This window comes from Marinicauda algicola, from assembly GCF_017161425.1.
Lineage (GTDB): Bacteria > Pseudomonadota > Alphaproteobacteria > Caulobacterales > Maricaulaceae > Marinicauda > Marinicauda algicola.
Genome location: NZ_CP071057.1, coordinates 2,434,074 through 2,449,245, shown reverse-complemented (window position 1 = coordinate 2,449,245; position 15,172 = coordinate 2,434,074). Strand labels below are relative to the sequence as shown.

Annotated in this window: 13 protein-coding genes; 10 read left to right on the top strand and 3 right to left on the bottom strand. The window is 68.9% G+C overall.

Features of this window, described 5'->3' with window-relative positions; translation table 11 throughout:
• Nucleotides 1-109 precede the first annotated feature (109 nt).
• The 7 genes from miaB to metK all read left to right on the top strand — a co-directional run bounded on the left by miaB (nt 110) and on the right by metK (nt 7,204).
• A complete protein-coding gene (gene miaB, locus JW792_RS12105) occupies nt 110-1,513 on the top strand; it encodes a tRNA (N6-isopentenyl adenosine(37)-C2)-methylthiotransferase MiaB (protein ID WP_135995594.1) in 1,404 nt (467 codons plus the stop codon).
• Complete coding sequence (locus JW792_RS12100) at nt 1,510-2,502, top strand: PhoH family protein (RefSeq protein ID WP_135995595.1); 993 nt, start codon at nt 1,510-1,512, stop codon at nt 2,500-2,502. Before miaB ends, JW792_RS12100 begins: the two co-directional genes overlap by 4 nt.
• Nucleotides 2,499-2,963, top strand: coding sequence for an rRNA maturation RNase YbeY (gene ybeY, locus JW792_RS12095; protein ID WP_135995596.1), 465 nt, complete (start codon nt 2,499-2,501; stop codon nt 2,961-2,963). The genes JW792_RS12100 and ybeY overlap by 4 nt, the downstream gene beginning before the upstream one ends.
• Entirely contained in the window at nt 2,960-3,838 is an 879-nt protein-coding gene (locus JW792_RS12090) for a hemolysin family protein (protein WP_135995597.1), read from the top strand. The genes ybeY and JW792_RS12090 overlap by 4 nt, the downstream gene beginning before the upstream one ends.
• Complete coding sequence (gene lnt, locus JW792_RS12085; RefSeq protein ID WP_135995598.1) at nt 3,838-5,433, top strand: apolipoprotein N-acyltransferase; 1,596 nt, start codon at nt 3,838-3,840, stop codon at nt 5,431-5,433. Before JW792_RS12090 ends, lnt begins: the two co-directional genes overlap by 1 nt.
• Nucleotides 5,434-5,509: 76 nt before the next feature.
• Complete coding sequence (locus JW792_RS12080; protein WP_135995599.1) at nt 5,510-5,947, top strand: helix-turn-helix domain-containing protein; 438 nt, start codon at nt 5,510-5,512, stop codon at nt 5,945-5,947.
• Nucleotides 5,948-6,031: 84 nt separating this feature from the next.
• Nucleotides 6,032-7,204 carry a methionine adenosyltransferase gene (gene metK, locus JW792_RS12075; RefSeq protein ID WP_135995600.1) on the top strand — a complete coding sequence of 391 codons (1,173 nt, stop codon included), beginning with the start codon at nt 6,032-6,034 and terminating at the stop codon, nt 7,202-7,204.
• A gap of 58 nt (nt 7,205-7,262) precedes the next feature.
• Here the strand turns inward: metK and JW792_RS12070 are convergent, their stop codons facing one another.
• The gene (locus JW792_RS12070; protein ID WP_135995601.1) at nt 7,263-8,417 is read right to left on the bottom strand and encodes an alpha/beta hydrolase family protein; all 1,155 of its coding nucleotides are present in this window, start codon (nt 8,415-8,417) and stop codon (nt 7,263-7,265) included.
• A gap of 178 nt (nt 8,418-8,595) precedes the next feature.
• Between JW792_RS12070 and JW792_RS12065 the strand changes: the two genes are divergently transcribed.
• The 3 genes from JW792_RS12065 (at nt 8,596) to JW792_RS12055 (ending at nt 12,863) form a co-directional block, all read left to right on the top strand.
• Nucleotides 8,596-10,731, top strand: coding sequence for a TonB-dependent siderophore receptor (locus tag JW792_RS12065; RefSeq protein ID WP_135995602.1), 2,136 nt, complete (start codon nt 8,596-8,598; stop codon nt 10,729-10,731).
• A 61-nt stretch (nt 10,732-10,792) separates the two neighbouring features.
• Nucleotides 10,793-11,365 (top strand): hypothetical protein, encoded by a 573-nt coding sequence (locus JW792_RS12060; protein ID WP_135995603.1) that lies wholly within the window; start codon nt 10,793-10,795, stop codon nt 11,363-11,365.
• Nucleotides 11,366-11,375: 10 nt separating this feature from the next.
• Nucleotides 11,376-12,863, top strand: a complete 1,488-nt coding sequence (locus JW792_RS12055) for a PepSY-associated TM helix domain-containing protein (RefSeq protein ID WP_135995604.1) — start codon at nt 11,376-11,378, stop codon at nt 12,861-12,863.
• Here JW792_RS12055 and JW792_RS12050 read toward each other — a convergent pair.
• Both JW792_RS12050 and accD read right to left on the bottom strand, forming a co-directional pair.
• Nucleotides 12,860-14,188 carry a bifunctional folylpolyglutamate synthase/dihydrofolate synthase gene (locus tag JW792_RS12050; RefSeq protein ID WP_135995605.1) on the bottom strand — a complete coding sequence of 443 codons (1,329 nt, stop codon included), beginning with the start codon at nt 14,186-14,188 and terminating at the stop codon, nt 12,860-12,862. The two genes, JW792_RS12055 and JW792_RS12050, sit on opposite strands and share 4 nt — an antisense overlap.
• Nucleotides 14,189-14,211: 23 nt before the next feature.
• Nucleotides 14,212-15,153, bottom strand: a complete 942-nt coding sequence (accD, locus tag JW792_RS12045; RefSeq protein WP_135995606.1) for an acetyl-CoA carboxylase, carboxyltransferase subunit beta — start codon at nt 15,151-15,153, stop codon at nt 14,212-14,214.
• Nucleotides 15,154-15,172: the final 19 nt, after the last annotated feature.

Sequence of the window (15,172 nt, the reverse complement as noted above, 5' to 3'; positions counted from 1 at the left end):
CCCCCTTCCGCGCGGCGTCCCGCTCCTATAGATAAAGCCCGTGGACAAGCCCGCCCTGCGCGGGCTTTGGCCGTTTGTATGTGCCGGCGAGGAGGCCGGCTTGGACGCGATGACCGACACGACCGTCACTCCGGCGCCGCAGCGCGGACGCAAGAAGCTGTTCATCAAGACCTACGGGTGCCAGATGAACGTCTATGACAGCGAGCGCATGCGCGACGTGCTGACCCCGCTCGGCTACGAGCCGAGCGACAGCCCCGAGGGCGCGGACCTGGTCATCCTGAACACCTGCCACATCCGCGAGAAGGCGGCCGAGAAGGTCTATTCCGAACTCGGGCGGCTGAAGCCGCTGAAGGAGGAGAAGGCCGCCTCCGGCGCGCCGATGACGGTGGCGGTCGCGGGCTGCGTCGCCCAGGCCGGGGGCCCGGAGATCCAGCGCCGCGCGCCTGTGGTCGACCTGGTCGTCGGTCCGCAGACCTATCACAAGCTGCCCGAGCTGATCGCCAGCGTGCATCGCGGGCGCGGCGAGGCGCTCGACACCGAGTTCGAGGTGGAAGAGAAGTTCGACGCCCTCGCGACGCCCGACCGCCAGATCGAGGGCTATACCGCCTTCGTCACCGTGCAGGAGGGCTGCGACAAGTTCTGCACCTTCTGCGTCGTGCCCTACACGCGCGGGGCGGAATGGTCGCGCCCGGTCGACCAGATCGTCGCCGAGGTGCGCGCGCTCGCGGCCAAGGGCGTGCGCGAGGTGACGCTGCTGGGACAGAACGTCAACGCCTTTCACGGCCAGGCCCCCTCGGGACACGAGGCGGACGGCACGTGGGGGCTCGGGCGGCTGGTGCGCCATCTCGCCCTGATCGGCGGCATCGAGCGTATCCGTTTCACCACCTCCCACCCGAAGGACATGGACGAGGAGCTCATCGAAACCTTTGCCGACGAGGCGAAGTTGATGCCCTACTTCCATCTTCCGGTTCAGTCGGGCTCGGACCGGATCCTTCGGGCCATGAACCGCAAGCACAGCGCCGAGGAGTATCTCGCCATCATCGAGCGACTGCGCCAGGCCCGGCCGGATATCGCCATTTCCGGCGACTTCATCGTCGGCTTTCCCGGCGAGACCGAGGGCGATTTCGAGGCCACGATGGATCTGGTGCGCCAGGTCGGGTACGCCGCCTGCTTCTCCTTCAAGTATTCGCGCCGCCCCGGCACGCCCGCGGCGAGCCTCGGCGCGCAGGTCGACGAGGCAGTCGCGTCCGAGCGTCTGGCCCGCCTGCAGGCGCTGCTGGGCGAGCAGCAGGAAGCGTTCAACCGCTCCATGGTCGGCAAGGCCCTGCCGGTGCTGTTCGAGCGCACGGGCCGCCACGACGGCCAGATCTCAGGGCGCAGCCCCTATCTCCAGGCGGTTCACTGCGATGGGCCGGAAAGCCTGATCGGCCAGATCGCCGAGGTCGAGATCGTCTCGGCCTCCAGGAACGCGCTTGCCGGACGCCTGACGGGCGGGAAGAGAAGCGCCGCGTGAGCCGTTCCGCCAAGCCCCGCCGCGCGAAGCGCGCCGCGTCCGAGACCCTGCATTTCGACGATGCCGAGACCGTGCGGGCCGTGGCCGGACCCGGTCACGAGAACTTCGCCGTCATCGAGCGCGAGCTCGGCGTGCGCCTGGAAGCGCCCGGCGGCGGCCAGGTCGTCGTCACCGCCGAGGACAGCCGCACCCGCACCGAGGCCAGGCGCGTGCTCAATGCGCTCTACGCCCGCGCCGGGGACGGGCTGCAGATCGACCCGGCCGCGGTGCGCGCCGCGAGCGTGATGGCCGAGGAAGAGGGCGAGGCCGAGATCGACGCCGTCATCCGGGTGCCGCGCGGGACGAGCTTCGCGGGACGCACGGACGGCCAGCGCGCCTATATCCGCATGCTCAAGAACGCGCGCGATTACGACATGGTCTTCGGGGTCGGCCCGGCCGGAACCGGCAAGACCCTGCTCGCGGTCGCCTATGGCGCGGCCCAGCTGGCGCTCGGCGAGATCGAGCGCCTGGTGATCACGCGCCCGGCGGTCGAGGCCGGCGAGCGGCTCGGCTTCCTGCCCGGCGACCTTTCGGAGAAGATCGATCCCTATCTCCTGCCGATCTGGGATTCGCTTCGCGACGCGCTCGGCCAGAAGCTGTCGGAGAAGATGCGCGAGGAGGGCCGGGTGGAGGTCGCTCCGCTCGCCTTCATGCGCGGGCGCACGCTCAATCGCGCCTTCATCATCTGCGACGAGGCCCAGAACGCCACCGTGGCCCAGATGCGCATGGTCCTGACCCGGCTCGGGGAAGGGTCGCGCATGGCGATCACCGGCGATCCCTCCCAGACCGACCTGCATCCGCGCGAGCCCTCCGGGCTCGCCCACGCGCTCGGCATCCTGGAACATGTCGAGGGCATTGCGGTTCACCGCTTTACGAGGGCCGACGTCGTGCGCCACGATCTCGTCGCGCGCATCGTCGATGCCTATGAGCGCGCGGATGTGAAACGATGAGCGATCCGGTCGAATTCGTCACCGATCACGAGCCCTGGAACGCGGTCGACGGGCTGGAGGCCACGTGCCGGGCCGCGATCGTGAAGGCGATCGCGCGCATGGAGAGCGTGCGCGAGGGAACCGCCGTGATCCTGTTCACCTGCGACGGGACGGTCCGGGCGCTCAACGCCCAGTACCGGTCCAAGGACAGGCCGACCAACGTGCTCGCCTTCCCCGCCCCGGAAAGCGAAGGCTATCCGGGCGATATCGCGCTCGCCTACGAAACCTGTCTCGAAGAGGCGGAGGCGGCGGGTATTGCGCTTCTCGACCGGGCCGCCCATCTTGCGCTGCATGGATTCTTGCACCTCAACGGCTATACCCATGAGGACGAGGACGATGCCGCGGCCATGGAAGCCCTCGAGACCGAGGCGCTGTCCGAGATCGGGATCGCGGACCCGTATTTGAGCCCCGTAAGAGAATGAGTGACGACGACCCGCAATCTCGAAGTCTGATCGCCCGCCTGCGCGGCGCCTTCTCGGCGCGCAACGGGACGGGCGAGACCGTCAGCACCTCCGAGCCTGCGCCGCTCCCGGCCAATGCCCTGCTCGCCAACGCGCAGGCCTTCGACCAGCTGCGCGTGGACGACGTGATGGTGCCGCGCGCCGACATCATCGCCATCGAGGTGGATACCCCGCTCGCCGAGCTGGCCAAGATCTTCGCCGAAGCGGCCCATTCCCGCCTGCCCATCTATCGCGACACGCTGGACGACCCCATCGGGGTCGCCCACATCAAGGACGTGATCGGCCATCTCGCGGGCGACGCGCAGGGCAACCGCCCGAGCGACTGGGCCGAGCGAAGAATCCTGCCGCAGATCCGCCGGCCGCTGCTATACGCCCCGCCCTCGATGCGCGCGACGGACCTGCTCCTGCGCATGCAGAGCCGGCGCATGCACATGGCGCTGGTCGTCGACGAGTTCGGCGGCACCGACGGCCTCGTCACGCTGGAGGACCTGCTCGAACCCATCGTCGGAGACATCGAGGACGAGCACGACGAGAGTCTGACGCCGGCGATCAAGGCCAAGGGCCCCGATTGCTGGGAGGCCGACGCGCGCGCGCCGATCGAGGATTTCGAGGAGACGGTCGGGCGCGAGGTCGCGACCGAGGAGGAGGAGGAGGATGTCGACACCCTCGGCGGCCTCGTCTTCATGCTCGCAGGGCGCATCCCGGAGCGCGGCGAGGTGATTCGTCACCCTTCCGGTTTCGAGTTCGAGGTGCTCGATTCCGATCCGCGCCGCATCAAGCGGCTGCGCGTGCGCCCCTGCGAGCCCGAGCCGCAGGCCGACATGGCCGGAAAATAGTGGCCGGCGCGCCGAAGGCCTGGCGCCGCGCGCGCGCCGCCCTGCGCGCGCAGACGGGCGTGCGGGCCGGCGCGATCCTGTTCCTGGCCGGCGCGGTGAGCGTGCTCGGCTTCGCACCCTTCCATGTCCAGCCCGCCTATCTCATCGCGCTCTGCCTGCTGGTTCTCATGCTCGACGATGCGCGCCGGTCGCCAGCCCCGCTAAAGGGAGGCTTCTGGCGCGCCTGGTGCTTCGCCGCCGGGGCTTTCCTGGCCGGCACGTTCTGGGTCGCGAACGCCTTCCTCGAACGCGGCGGGGTCTATGCCGGCTTCTTCTGGGTCCCGCTGATCGCGATGCCGTCCGGGCTCGCGCTGTTCTGGGGCGTGGCGGGCGCGCTCTACGCCCGCCTGTCCCGGCCCGGCCCGGGGCGCGTCGTGACCTTCGCGGCGCTGTTCACGGCGGTGGAGTTCGCCCGGGCGAGCTGGCTCTCGGGCTTTCCGTGGAACCTGCCGGGCCATGTCTGGGAAGCCGGGGGCGCTGTGAGCCAGGCCGCGAGCCTCGTCGGGACCATGGGCCTGTCGGCGGCGACCCTGCTCATCCTGGCAAGCCCGGCTGCGCTCGACGGGAGCGGGAGCCGGGCGGCGCGCGCTCTGCCGCCGGTGTTCGGCGTGCTCGCCCTCGCCGGCCTGATCGGGTTCGGGGAGCTGCGCCTGGCGCGGACGCCCGTCGAGGAGACCGGCTACGCCGTGCGCGTGGTCAAGCTGGGCATCGCCCAGTCCGAGCGCCGCTACGAGAACCGGCACGCCATGCTGGAGGCCTATCTCGAGCTGTCGGCCGCGCCTGGTCTCGACCGCATCGACGCGGTGATCTGGCCGGAGGGCGCGCTGCCCGCGCTGACCCTGCGCGAACCCGACCTGATCGACCGCATGGCCGGCGTCCTTCCCGGCGAGACGCTGATCCTCGGCGCGACCCGGGCCGAGACCGGGGCGCTGCCCTATCTGTATTACAACGCGCTCGCAGTGCTGGACTTCACCGCGCAGGGACCGGTTCTCGCCGCGACCTACGACAAGACCCGGCTGGTCCCCTTCGGCGAGGGCAATCCGATCCGCCCCCTGACCGAGATTTTCGGATTCCAGTCGCTGTCCACGAATTCGCCTTTCCTGTCGCCGGGCAGCGGTGCGGCCCGAATCGCGCTCGGGGGCCTGCCGGTCTTCGCGCCGCTGATCTGCTACGAGGTGATCTATTCGGGCTATGTCCGCGAGGCCGCCTCCGAGGCCGCGTGGCTGCTGAACATCTCGAACGATTCCTGGTACGGCGCCTCGACCGGGCCTTACCAGCATTACAATATCGCGCGCTACCGCGCGATCGAGACCGGCCTGCCTCTGGTGCGGGCAGCTTCAGCGGGCGTTTCCGGGCTCGTCGATCCTCTCGGGCGAGGGCTGCAACTTTCAGGTCTCAAGTCCAGTGAAGCGCTGGATATTCCGATACTTGCAGCGGCCGATAAACCGTTCTACGCAAACAGGGGTGATTCACCCTGGGTTACCGCGCTGGGACTCGTGCTATTACTAGTACATGTCTTGCCGCTCGGTCGTCGCAGGCGGAGATCGGCGCGATGACGCCCGGCCGTTTGCGGCAGTCCAGGCGAGGTGTGGTAGACTCACGTGGTAGTTTGGTTACAAGGATTACGAGATCATGAGCACGAACCCCCGCGGCCCGAACGCGATTGACCGGCATGTCGGTTCGCGCGTGCGGCTCCGCCGCCAGCTGCTCAACATGAGCCAGGAAAAGCTCGGCGAGGAGCTGGGTGTCACCTTCCAGCAGGTCCAGAAATACGAGCGGGGCGCCAACCGGATCGGCGCCGGCCGGCTCTGGACCCTTGCCCGGGTGCTCGACGTCCCGGTGTCCTTTTTCTACGAGGGCGTTTCGGAAACCCTGAACCAGCCCGGTTTCGCGGAAGGCGACCAGACCCCGATCATCGACGATTTCATCCAGTCCGCGGACGGCGTGCAGCTGGCCCAGGCCTTCGCCCGGATCCGCGACTCCAAGGTGCGCCGCCGCATCCTGGAGCTGGTGCGCACGCTCGCGGCCGAGGAAGCCGAGGCCCAGGCCGCCGAGTCCGAACAGGCCTGATTTCGCCTTTGCCCTTGCTTTCGGCTCCGCGATAGGCTTTACAGCCCGCCATATAAAGCAATCTTTATATGGGAGCCCGAAACCGTGGCGCGATCCAGCTACCTCTTCACCAGCGAGTCCGTTTCCGAAGGCCATCCGGACAAGGTCTGCGACCGTATCTCCGATACGATCGTCGATCTCTTCCTGTCCAAGGACCCGGTCGCGCGCGTGGCCTGCGAAACGCTGACGACGACCAACCAGATCGTCCTGGCCGGCGAGATCCGGTGCGCGGCCGAGATCGACAACGACGAGATCGAGGCCGCCGCGCGCGCCGCGGTCAAGGACATCGGCTACGAGCAGGACGGCTTCCACTGGAAGGAGTCCAACTTCACCAACTTCCTGCACGAGCAGTCCGCCGACATCGCGCAGGGCGTGGACGAGGGTACGGGCAGCTATACCGAGGAGGGCGCGGGCGACCAGGGCATCATGTTCGGTTTCGCCACCGACGAGACGCCCGAGCTGATGCCGGCCCCGATCCTGTATTCGCACCAGATCCTGAAGGAGATGGCGCGCCTGAGGAAATCGGGCGAGCGCCCCGAGTTCGAGCCCGACGCGAAGTCCCAGGTCACGCTGCGCTACGAGAACGGCAAGCCGGTCGGCGTGACCTCCGTGGTGGTCTCCACCCAGCACCGTGACGGGGTGAAGCTCGACGACATCCGCGAGCTGGTGCGCCCGATCGTGAAGCGGGTCCTGCCGGAGGGCTGGTTCCCGCCCGAGGACGAGTTCTACGTGAACCCGACGGGCAAGTTCGTGATCGGCGGCCCCGACGGGGATGCGGGGCTCACCGGCCGCAAGATCATCGTCGACACCTATGGTGGCGCGGCCCCGCACGGCGGCGGCGCGTTCTCGGGCAAGGATCCGACCAAGGTCGACCGTTCGGCGGCCTATGTGTCGCGCTATCTGGCCAAGAACGTGGTCGCAGCGGGCCTGGCCAGGAAGTGCACGATCCAGCTGTCCTATGCGATCGGCGTCGCCAAGCCGCTGTCGGTCTATGTCGACACGCACGGCACCGGCAATGTCGACGAGGAGAAGCTGGAGAAGACGCTGCGCCAGCTGGTCGATCTCTCGCCGCGCGGCATCCGCACCCATCTCCAGCTCAACAAGCCGATCTACGCACGCACCGCGGCCTACGGCCATTTCGGGCGTACCCCGGACGCGGACGGCGGCTTCTCCTGGGAGAAGACCGATCTCGTCGACGAGCTGAAGAAGCTCGCCTGAACCGGTTCGCGTGAAACGAGGAAGAGGCCGGGGCGCGCCGCGCTCCGGCCTTTTTCGTCTACCGGGTCTGCTGCTCGATCCAGTCGGCGACACGACCCATGAATCCCTCCGGGAAGGCGGGCGGGGGCACGTCTTCGCTGTTTGGCCAGAGGAGCACCATGTGATCGGCGAGGGGATAGATCTCCGCCTCGAACGGGCTGGCGACGAGTTCGGACAACCCGTCGAGGCTCTGGCGCGGATCGCTGCGATCGTCCCGTCCACCCCACACCGCGAGCACCGGGGCTTCGACGCGTGCCCACCACGGCGCGGGATCGAAATCCATCACCGAGGTCCACCAGGCATAGTCGGCGTGCTCGTAGAGCCGGTCGGGCAGACGGGCGGCATCGAACCAGGGCTCGTCCGAGGCCGCGATGAGATCGGCCTCTAGACCCTCGCGCGCGCGACCGCTGCGCTGGTACTCGAGGACATCGTGCTGCAGGGCCCGCGCGCGTCCGCCCGCTTCCTCGCCATAGCCGGCCGTGACTTCGCTGACGGACTGGTAGAGCACCTGTTCCGCCGGGGTCATAGGCGTCGTGCCGGTGACCACGATGAAGGCCGGCCGCTCCAGAGCCGCGGCAACCGGTACCACCCAACCGCCTTCGCTGTGCCCGAAATAGCCGCTCCGCCCGGCGAGCGAAGGAAACGCCGCCTCCAGCGCGGAAAGGGCAGCTGCCGCGTCGCCGGCCAGCACCTCGTAATGAACCCAGCTCGAGCCCTGCGACCCGCCGGTGCCCCTCTTGTCATAAGCAAAGGCCGCGATGCCGCGCCGGGCAAGCTGCTTGGCGTGATAGGCGAAGGCCCGCCGGGTCTCGGGCCCGGAGCCGTGCAGGAAGACGACCCCCGCCACCGGCTCCCCGACCGGACGGAAGACAGTCCCTTCCAGTTCGATCTCACCGGACGCGAACACGATATCGCTGGAGCGATAGGGCCAGCTCACCGGGAGTGCGTTGGCAAGGGCGGCGACAATGACGATCAGGGCTACCGCCCACCCATGGCGTCCCGCGCGTGCGGCGCAGGCGAGCCCCAGCACGCCCGCCCCGAGCCCCGCCATGATCGACGCGATCCGGGTCGGCAGCAGCGCCGAGATCGCGGTCGCGTCCGCCCAGCGCGTGGCGATCGCGCCAAGCAGCAGAAGTCCCGCGAGCAGACCGGCGAGGATGGATAGCAGACGCATGACACGGCCCTTCCCCGAGAGAGTGCACCCCGGAGAAAGATGTCACGCGACCACTTATCAGATGCAGGCCAGCGAGGAAAAATCACTGCACGATGCCCGATATCGCGATTGACTATGCGAACTATTCTCACTAGGAGGCTCACATCTTTGTGAACCCTTGCCTTTTCGGGAGTCTCTCATGTCCTTCGCGCGCGCCTCGCTGCGTTCCGTCCTGGCCGCCGGCGTCTCGCTGCTGGCCCTGCCCGTCGCCTTCGCCAATGCCGATGCCGAGCCGGAAGACGTCATCGTCGTCCAGGGGTCGGTGATCGAGACCACGGCCGGCAAGACCGGCGTTCCGATCGCGGAGACCGCCCGCTCGATCTCGGTGGAGAGCCTGCAGGACATCCTCGACAAGGGCGCGCTCGATCTCGACGACGCCTTCCTGTACACGCCGGGCGCCTTCGGCCAGGTCTACGGCTTCGACACGCGCGGCGACTGGATCAAGGTGCGCGGCCTCGACGTGCCGGAGTACCAGGACGGCCTGCAGAGCCATTTCGGCTTCTACAACGATACGCGGCCGGAGATTTTCTTCCTGCAGCAGGTCGAGATCCTGCGAGGCCCGGCCGCGGTGCTCTACGGCCAGGGCTCTCCGGGCGGCCTGGTCAACGTCGTGACCAAGCGTCCCGAGTTCGATCCCTCCAGCCAGCTCATGCTCGAGGTCGGCAACTTCAACCGCCGCCAGGTCGGGGTCGACTTCACAGGGCCGGTGCCAGGCACGAACGACACGCTCGCCTTCCGCCTCCTGGGCCTGGTGCGGGAGAGCGACACCCAGATCAACTTCGTCCAGGACGACGCGCTCGCCGTCTCGCCCTCGCTGACCTGGCGTCCCAACGATCGTTCGCAGATCACGCTGATCGCCAACTACCAGGAGCGGCGCGGCGATGCCGGCCACCAGTTCCTGCATCTGGAGGGCACGCACGAGCCCGCCCCGAACGGTGAATTCATCGATCCCGATTTCTATGCCGGCGAGCCGGACTTCAACCGGTTCGACATGACCTCGGGCTCGCTGACCCTGCTGGGCAGCTATGACCTCAACGCGAACGTCACGCTCGAGGTCACCAGCCGCTACACCGCGTCGGGCGCGGACTACAACCAGGCCTGGCCGTCCTATATCGGCGGCAATCGCTGGGTCTTCAACCCGGACGGCTCGCTCTACGGGAACGGCACCGTGCCGCGCACCTTCTACCGCTCGGACGCCTGGACGCAGCAATTCGGCACCGATGCGCGCCTGCGCGCGGAATTCACCACCGGGCGCGCCGAGCACCGCCTGCTGGCCGGCGCCTTCTACCAGGACGTGACGACCGAGAACGACTTCGCCTACGCCTATGCGCTGGGCTACGACTTCGCGACCGGCGGGCCGGATGCGGGCTTCGGCGATGCGTTCTGGATCAACATGTTCGATCCCGAATACGGCAACTTCCCCGACGAGGCGACGCTCGACCGGTTCTGGTTCGACGCCCCGGTCAATTCCACCGAGGACATGGGGCTTTACGTCCACGACCATATCGAGCTCGACAACTGGCGCTTCACGCTCGGCCTGCGCTCGGACCGGGTTGAGACCGACAACGGATATACGACCCAGGAGGACGACGCCGTCTCGGCGACCGCCGCGGTCATGTACCGCTTCGAGAACGGCGTGATGCCCTATGTCAGCTATGCGGAAAGCTTCGAGCCCATCGTCGGCACCGCCTTCGACGGCTCGCCCTTCGATCCGGAGGAAGGCACCCAGTACGAACTCGGCGTGAAGTACGAGCCGGGCAGCTTCCCCGGCCTCATCTCCTTTGCCGTGTTCGACATCGAGCAGTCCAACCTGCTGCAGCCGGACGCGAACAATCCCGGGTTCTCGGTACAGACCGGCGAGGTACGCGTGCAGGGCGCCGAACTCGAGGCGCTGGCGGCCCTCGGCGACTTCACGGTCGAGTTCAACGCCAGCCAGCTCAACAGCGAGAATGCCGCCGGCTTCAATCTCGCCAGCGTGCCCGATCACCAGGTCTCGGCCTGGCTCGGCTACCGCCCGAGCGGCGCCTGGCAGGGCTTCAAGTCCGGCCTCGGCGTGCGCTATGTCGGCGACAGCCATGACGGGGCGGATGCGGTGACCACGGACGGCTACACGCTCGTCGATGCCATGGTCGGCTACGAGGCGGAGGCCTGGGACCTGACGCTGAGCGTGCGCAACCTGTTCGACGAGGAGTACTTCGCGACCTGCCTGTCGCGCGGGGACTGCTTCCCGGGCGTGGAGCGCACGGCGGTGGCACGCCTGACCTACAGCTTCTAGACCTCGCAGGACGGGCCGCGATCGCCTCGCGGCCCGTTCCCGCTTTCCGAGGAGGGCAGACATGGCGATCGCACTCTACGCCCTGGCAGCGCTGCTCTGCGGCCTCGGCGTATTCGCCCTGCGCCGGGCCTGGGCGCGGCGCAACGTGCGCCACACCGGGGCGCTCGTCGCCGGCTGGGCGCTGGTGCTGGCGAGCCTGCCGTTCTGGATCGTCGCCAGCGGTGCCGACCGCGGCGTCTCCCAGCTCGTGCTCGCGCTCTCTCTGATCGCCATCGCCCTGGTGCTCGCGACGGGAGGCAATGCAGGCGCCCGGCGCGAGCGGGCCCTGCGCGATCCCGGGCAACCCGCCCCGCCGCCCTCGCGCGGCCTCGTCCTGCGCCGGCTCGGCGTGTTCGCCATCGCCGGCCCCGGCGCGCTCGCGGCCTCCATCCTGCTCTCGGTGCCGGCCTATGCCGGCCTTGCGCATGTCGCGGCCACCGAGGCCGACCGGCTCGCGCTGATCCTGTTCTTCGTCCCGATCCTGTTCGCCGCGCTGACCACGCTTGCCGTTCTGGATTTCCCGCTGCGCTGGCGCGCCGGTCTGATCGGCGGCGCGATCGCCGCCGGCGGCCTGGCAACGCTGGCATTCGCCTGAGGAGCCGCCCATGACCCGGACACTCTGGCCCGACCTGCCCAAGCGGCTCGTGGCGCGCATGCTCGATGCGCATTCGGTGATGGGGCTCGTCGCCGGCGCGCTGCTCTACATCCTGTCGGTGTCGGGCACGATCGCGGTGATCCACGCCGAGATCTCGCGCTTCGAGCAGCCCCACATCCCCGAGTACGAGACCGTCGCGCCGGACACGGTGATGAGCGCGCTTCAGGCCGGACTCGCCACGGCGGAGGGGGAGGATGTCCACCACCTCTATACGAGCCTTCCGGTCCCCGACATGCCGCGTATGCAGCTCACCGTGGAGGACGAGACGGTCTATGTGGGCCCGGACGGCGCGCTGCTCGAGCCGGTCTCCCACCCCTTCACCGACTTCCTGCTGGACCTGCACTACTACCTGCATCTTCCCCAGGTGATCGGGCTGACGCTCGTCGGCGCGCTCGGCGCGGTCATGGCCGGGCTGGTGGTGACCGGCTTCCTTGCCCATCCGCGCGTGTTCCGGGACGCCTTCGCGCTGCGCCTGTCCGGCGCGCCGCGCCTGCGCGAGGCCGACATCCACAACCGGCTCAGCGTCTGGGCCTCGCCCTTCCACTTCACGATCGGGCTCACCGGCGCCCTGCTCGGCATGGCGACCATCGTCGCGGTGCTCAACGCCGAGCTCTTCCACGAGGGCGATATCGAGGCCTTCTACGCGCCGATCTTCGGCAGCGAGAGCGAGGGGCCGCAGACGCCCGCGCCGCTCTACGACGCGGCCGCGGCCCTGCGCACGATGGAGCGCCAGCATCCCGATCTGCGCCCCTGGTTCGTCAGCTATCACGACCCGGCCACGGCGGGTCAGAGCCTGGAGATCCTCACCCAGCATCCGCGCCGGCTGATCTATGGCGAGAACTATTTCTTCGACGCGCAGGGCAATCTCACCGGCCAGATGGGGCTCGCCGACGGACCGGTCGGCCAGCAGGTGACCGCCTCGGTCTACTCGCTGCATTTCGGCTGGTTCGGCGGCGTGGCGGTCAAGATCGGCTATATCCTGCTCGGCATCACGCTGTGCGTCGTGGTCGCGACGGGGGTCAATATCTGGCTCATGAAGCGCGCCGAGCGCGGCAGGCCGAGCCCGCGCCTGGAACGGGTGTGGACCGGCGTGGTCTGGGGAACCCCCGCGATCACCGCCCTGGTCCTGCTCGCGGCGACGCTGGGTCTCTCCGGCCCGGTGCTGACGGCGATCTTCTGGCTCGGGCTCGTGCTGGTGCTTGCCGCGGGTCTTGCCGCGTCCGGGCGCGACACGGTGCGCCGCGCGCTCTGCTTCATCGGGGCGGGGCTGATCGCGGCGGCGGTCGGGGTCTATCTCGCCCGACACGGGGCCGGGATCGAGACCGACGTGGCCTGGGTGCTGCTCGCCACGCTCGGCGCCTGCGCCGCGGCGCTTCTGGCGCTCGGCTTTCGCGGAGCGAGGCTTGATGCGGCGGGCGCAAACACGGCGAAGACCTAGCCCGGCGTTGCCGTGACGCTCTCCCCGGTCCCCAGCGCGAGCACCTCGCCGGCGAGATAGAGCGAGCCGCAGATCAGGATGCGGGGATGGTCGTAGTCCTCGCAGGCATCGTGGATGGCTTCCACGAGCCCGGCGGCGGTCTGTGCGGGGATGCCGGCCGCGCGCGCCGCGTCGGCGGTCTCCTGCGCGCTTTTCGCGCCTTCGCGACCGCCCGAGAACGTCACCGCGACGACGCGGCTCGCGAGCCCCTCGAAATAGGAGAAGAAGGCCTCCGCGTCCTTGTTGGCCGAAAAGGCGCAGACGAGGACGAGCGGGCGCTCCTCGGCCGATTCCAGCTCGCCCAGGCTCGCGGCGAGGACCTCGGCCGCGGCCGGGTTGTGGCCCCCGTCGAGCCAGAGCGCGGCGCCGTGGCGCGCGGCGACCTCGTGCAGTGGCCCGCCGGTGAGGCGCTGCAGCCGGGCCGGCCAGCGCGCGGCGGGCAGGCCCTTGCGCGCGGCCTCCTCGGAGAGCCCCGCCAGCCGGGCTGCCTTGATCGCGACTGCCGCGTTGGCCGTCTGGTGCGAGCCGACGAGACCGGGTGCGGGCAGGTCCCAGAGCAGCTCCTCCTCCTCGTAGACCAGGCGGCCATGCTCGGGATAGGCGCGGAAATCCTGGCCCCAGAGATAAACCGGCGCCGCGAAGGCGCGCGCGCGGGCGAGGATCGCGTCGAGCGCCTCGTCGTGCTGGGGACCGATCACGAGCGGGCGGCCGCGCTTGACGATGCCGGCCTTCTCCGCGGCGATGGCCGCCACCGTGTCGCCGAGGAATTCCCGGTGGTCGAGGCTGACCGGCGTGATCACGGTCACCTGCGGGGCAGGCAGCACGTTGGTGGCATCCACCCGTCCGCCGAGCCCGGTCTCCAGGATCAACCGGTCTGCGGGCGTTTCGGAGAACAGCAGGAAGGCGGCCGCCGTCGTGATCTCGAAGAAGGTGATGGGATTGTCGTCATTGGCCGCCTCGCAGCGGGCGAACGCCTCGCGCAGAGCCGCGTCCCCGACGCTCTCGCCGGCCAGCGTGATGCGCTCGTTGAAGCGCACCAGATGGGGCGAGGTGTAGACGTGCACGCGCTCGCCCTGCGCCTCGAACATGGCCTTCAGGAAGGCGGCGGTCGACCCCTTGCCGTTGGTGCCCGCAATGTGGATCACCGGTGGCAGGCGGTCCTGCGGCCGGCCCAGTGCATCGAGCAGGCGCTCGATGCGGTCGAGCGAGAGATCGATCTTCTTGGGGTGCAGGCGCGCGAGGCGCGCCAGGGCGGCCTCGATCGTCTCCGGCGACCGGTCGGTCATGGAGCTTTCCTAACGTTCCTGGCCTAGTGTTCCTGGCCCGCGCCATTACCGCCGGGGGCGGGCTGGACCTCGCTCGCACGCGGGGCGGGCACCTGTTCGGCCGCCGGGCGCTGACGCCGCTCGGGGCGCTTCAGCAGGGTGCGCAGGAGGTTTCCGAGCACGCGGGGCAGGTCGCGGCGATCGACGACCTTGTCGACCATGCCCTTTTCCAGAAGGTATTCGGAGCGCTGGAAGCCGGGCGGCAGCTTTTCGCGGATGGTCTGCTCGATGACGCGCGGGCCGGCGAAGCCGATCAGCGCGCCCGGTTCGGCGATGTGCACGTCGCCCAGCATCGCGTAAGAGGCCGTCACCCCGCCGGTCGTGGGGTCGGTCAGCACGACGATATAGGGCAGCTTGGCGTCCTTCAGCATCTGCACGCCGAGCGTGGTGCGGGGCATCTGCATCAGGGAGAGCGCGCCTTCCTGCATGCGCGCGCCGCCCGCGGCAGTGAACACCACCATCGGCGTACGGCGCTGCACGGCGGTCTCGCAGGCCTTGATGAAGGCTTCGCCCGCGGCCATGCCGAGCGAGCCGCCCATGAAGGCGAAGTCCTGCACGAGCACGGTGGTCTCCACGCCGTCGATGCGTCCGACCCCGATGGCCATGGCGTCGTCGCGCCCGGTCTTCTTGCGCGCGGCGGCAAGGCGGCTGGTATAGGGCTTGTCGTCCTTGAACTTCAGCGGATCCTTCGCGACCTCGGGGGTCGGCACGCTCTCCCATTCGCCGTCGAACGTGTATCTGAAGCGCAGGTCCGGACCGATGCGCATGTGATGGCCCGCCGGGGTGACGTACATCCCGGCCTCGAGGTCCTTGTGGAACACCATCTCGCCCGAGCGCGGGCATTTCACCCAGAGATTCTCGGGCGTGTCGCGCTTGGCGAAGATCTTCTGGACGCCGGGCGGGGTGATCCTGGAAAGCCAGCTCATGGTAGGTCCTTGTCTGCTC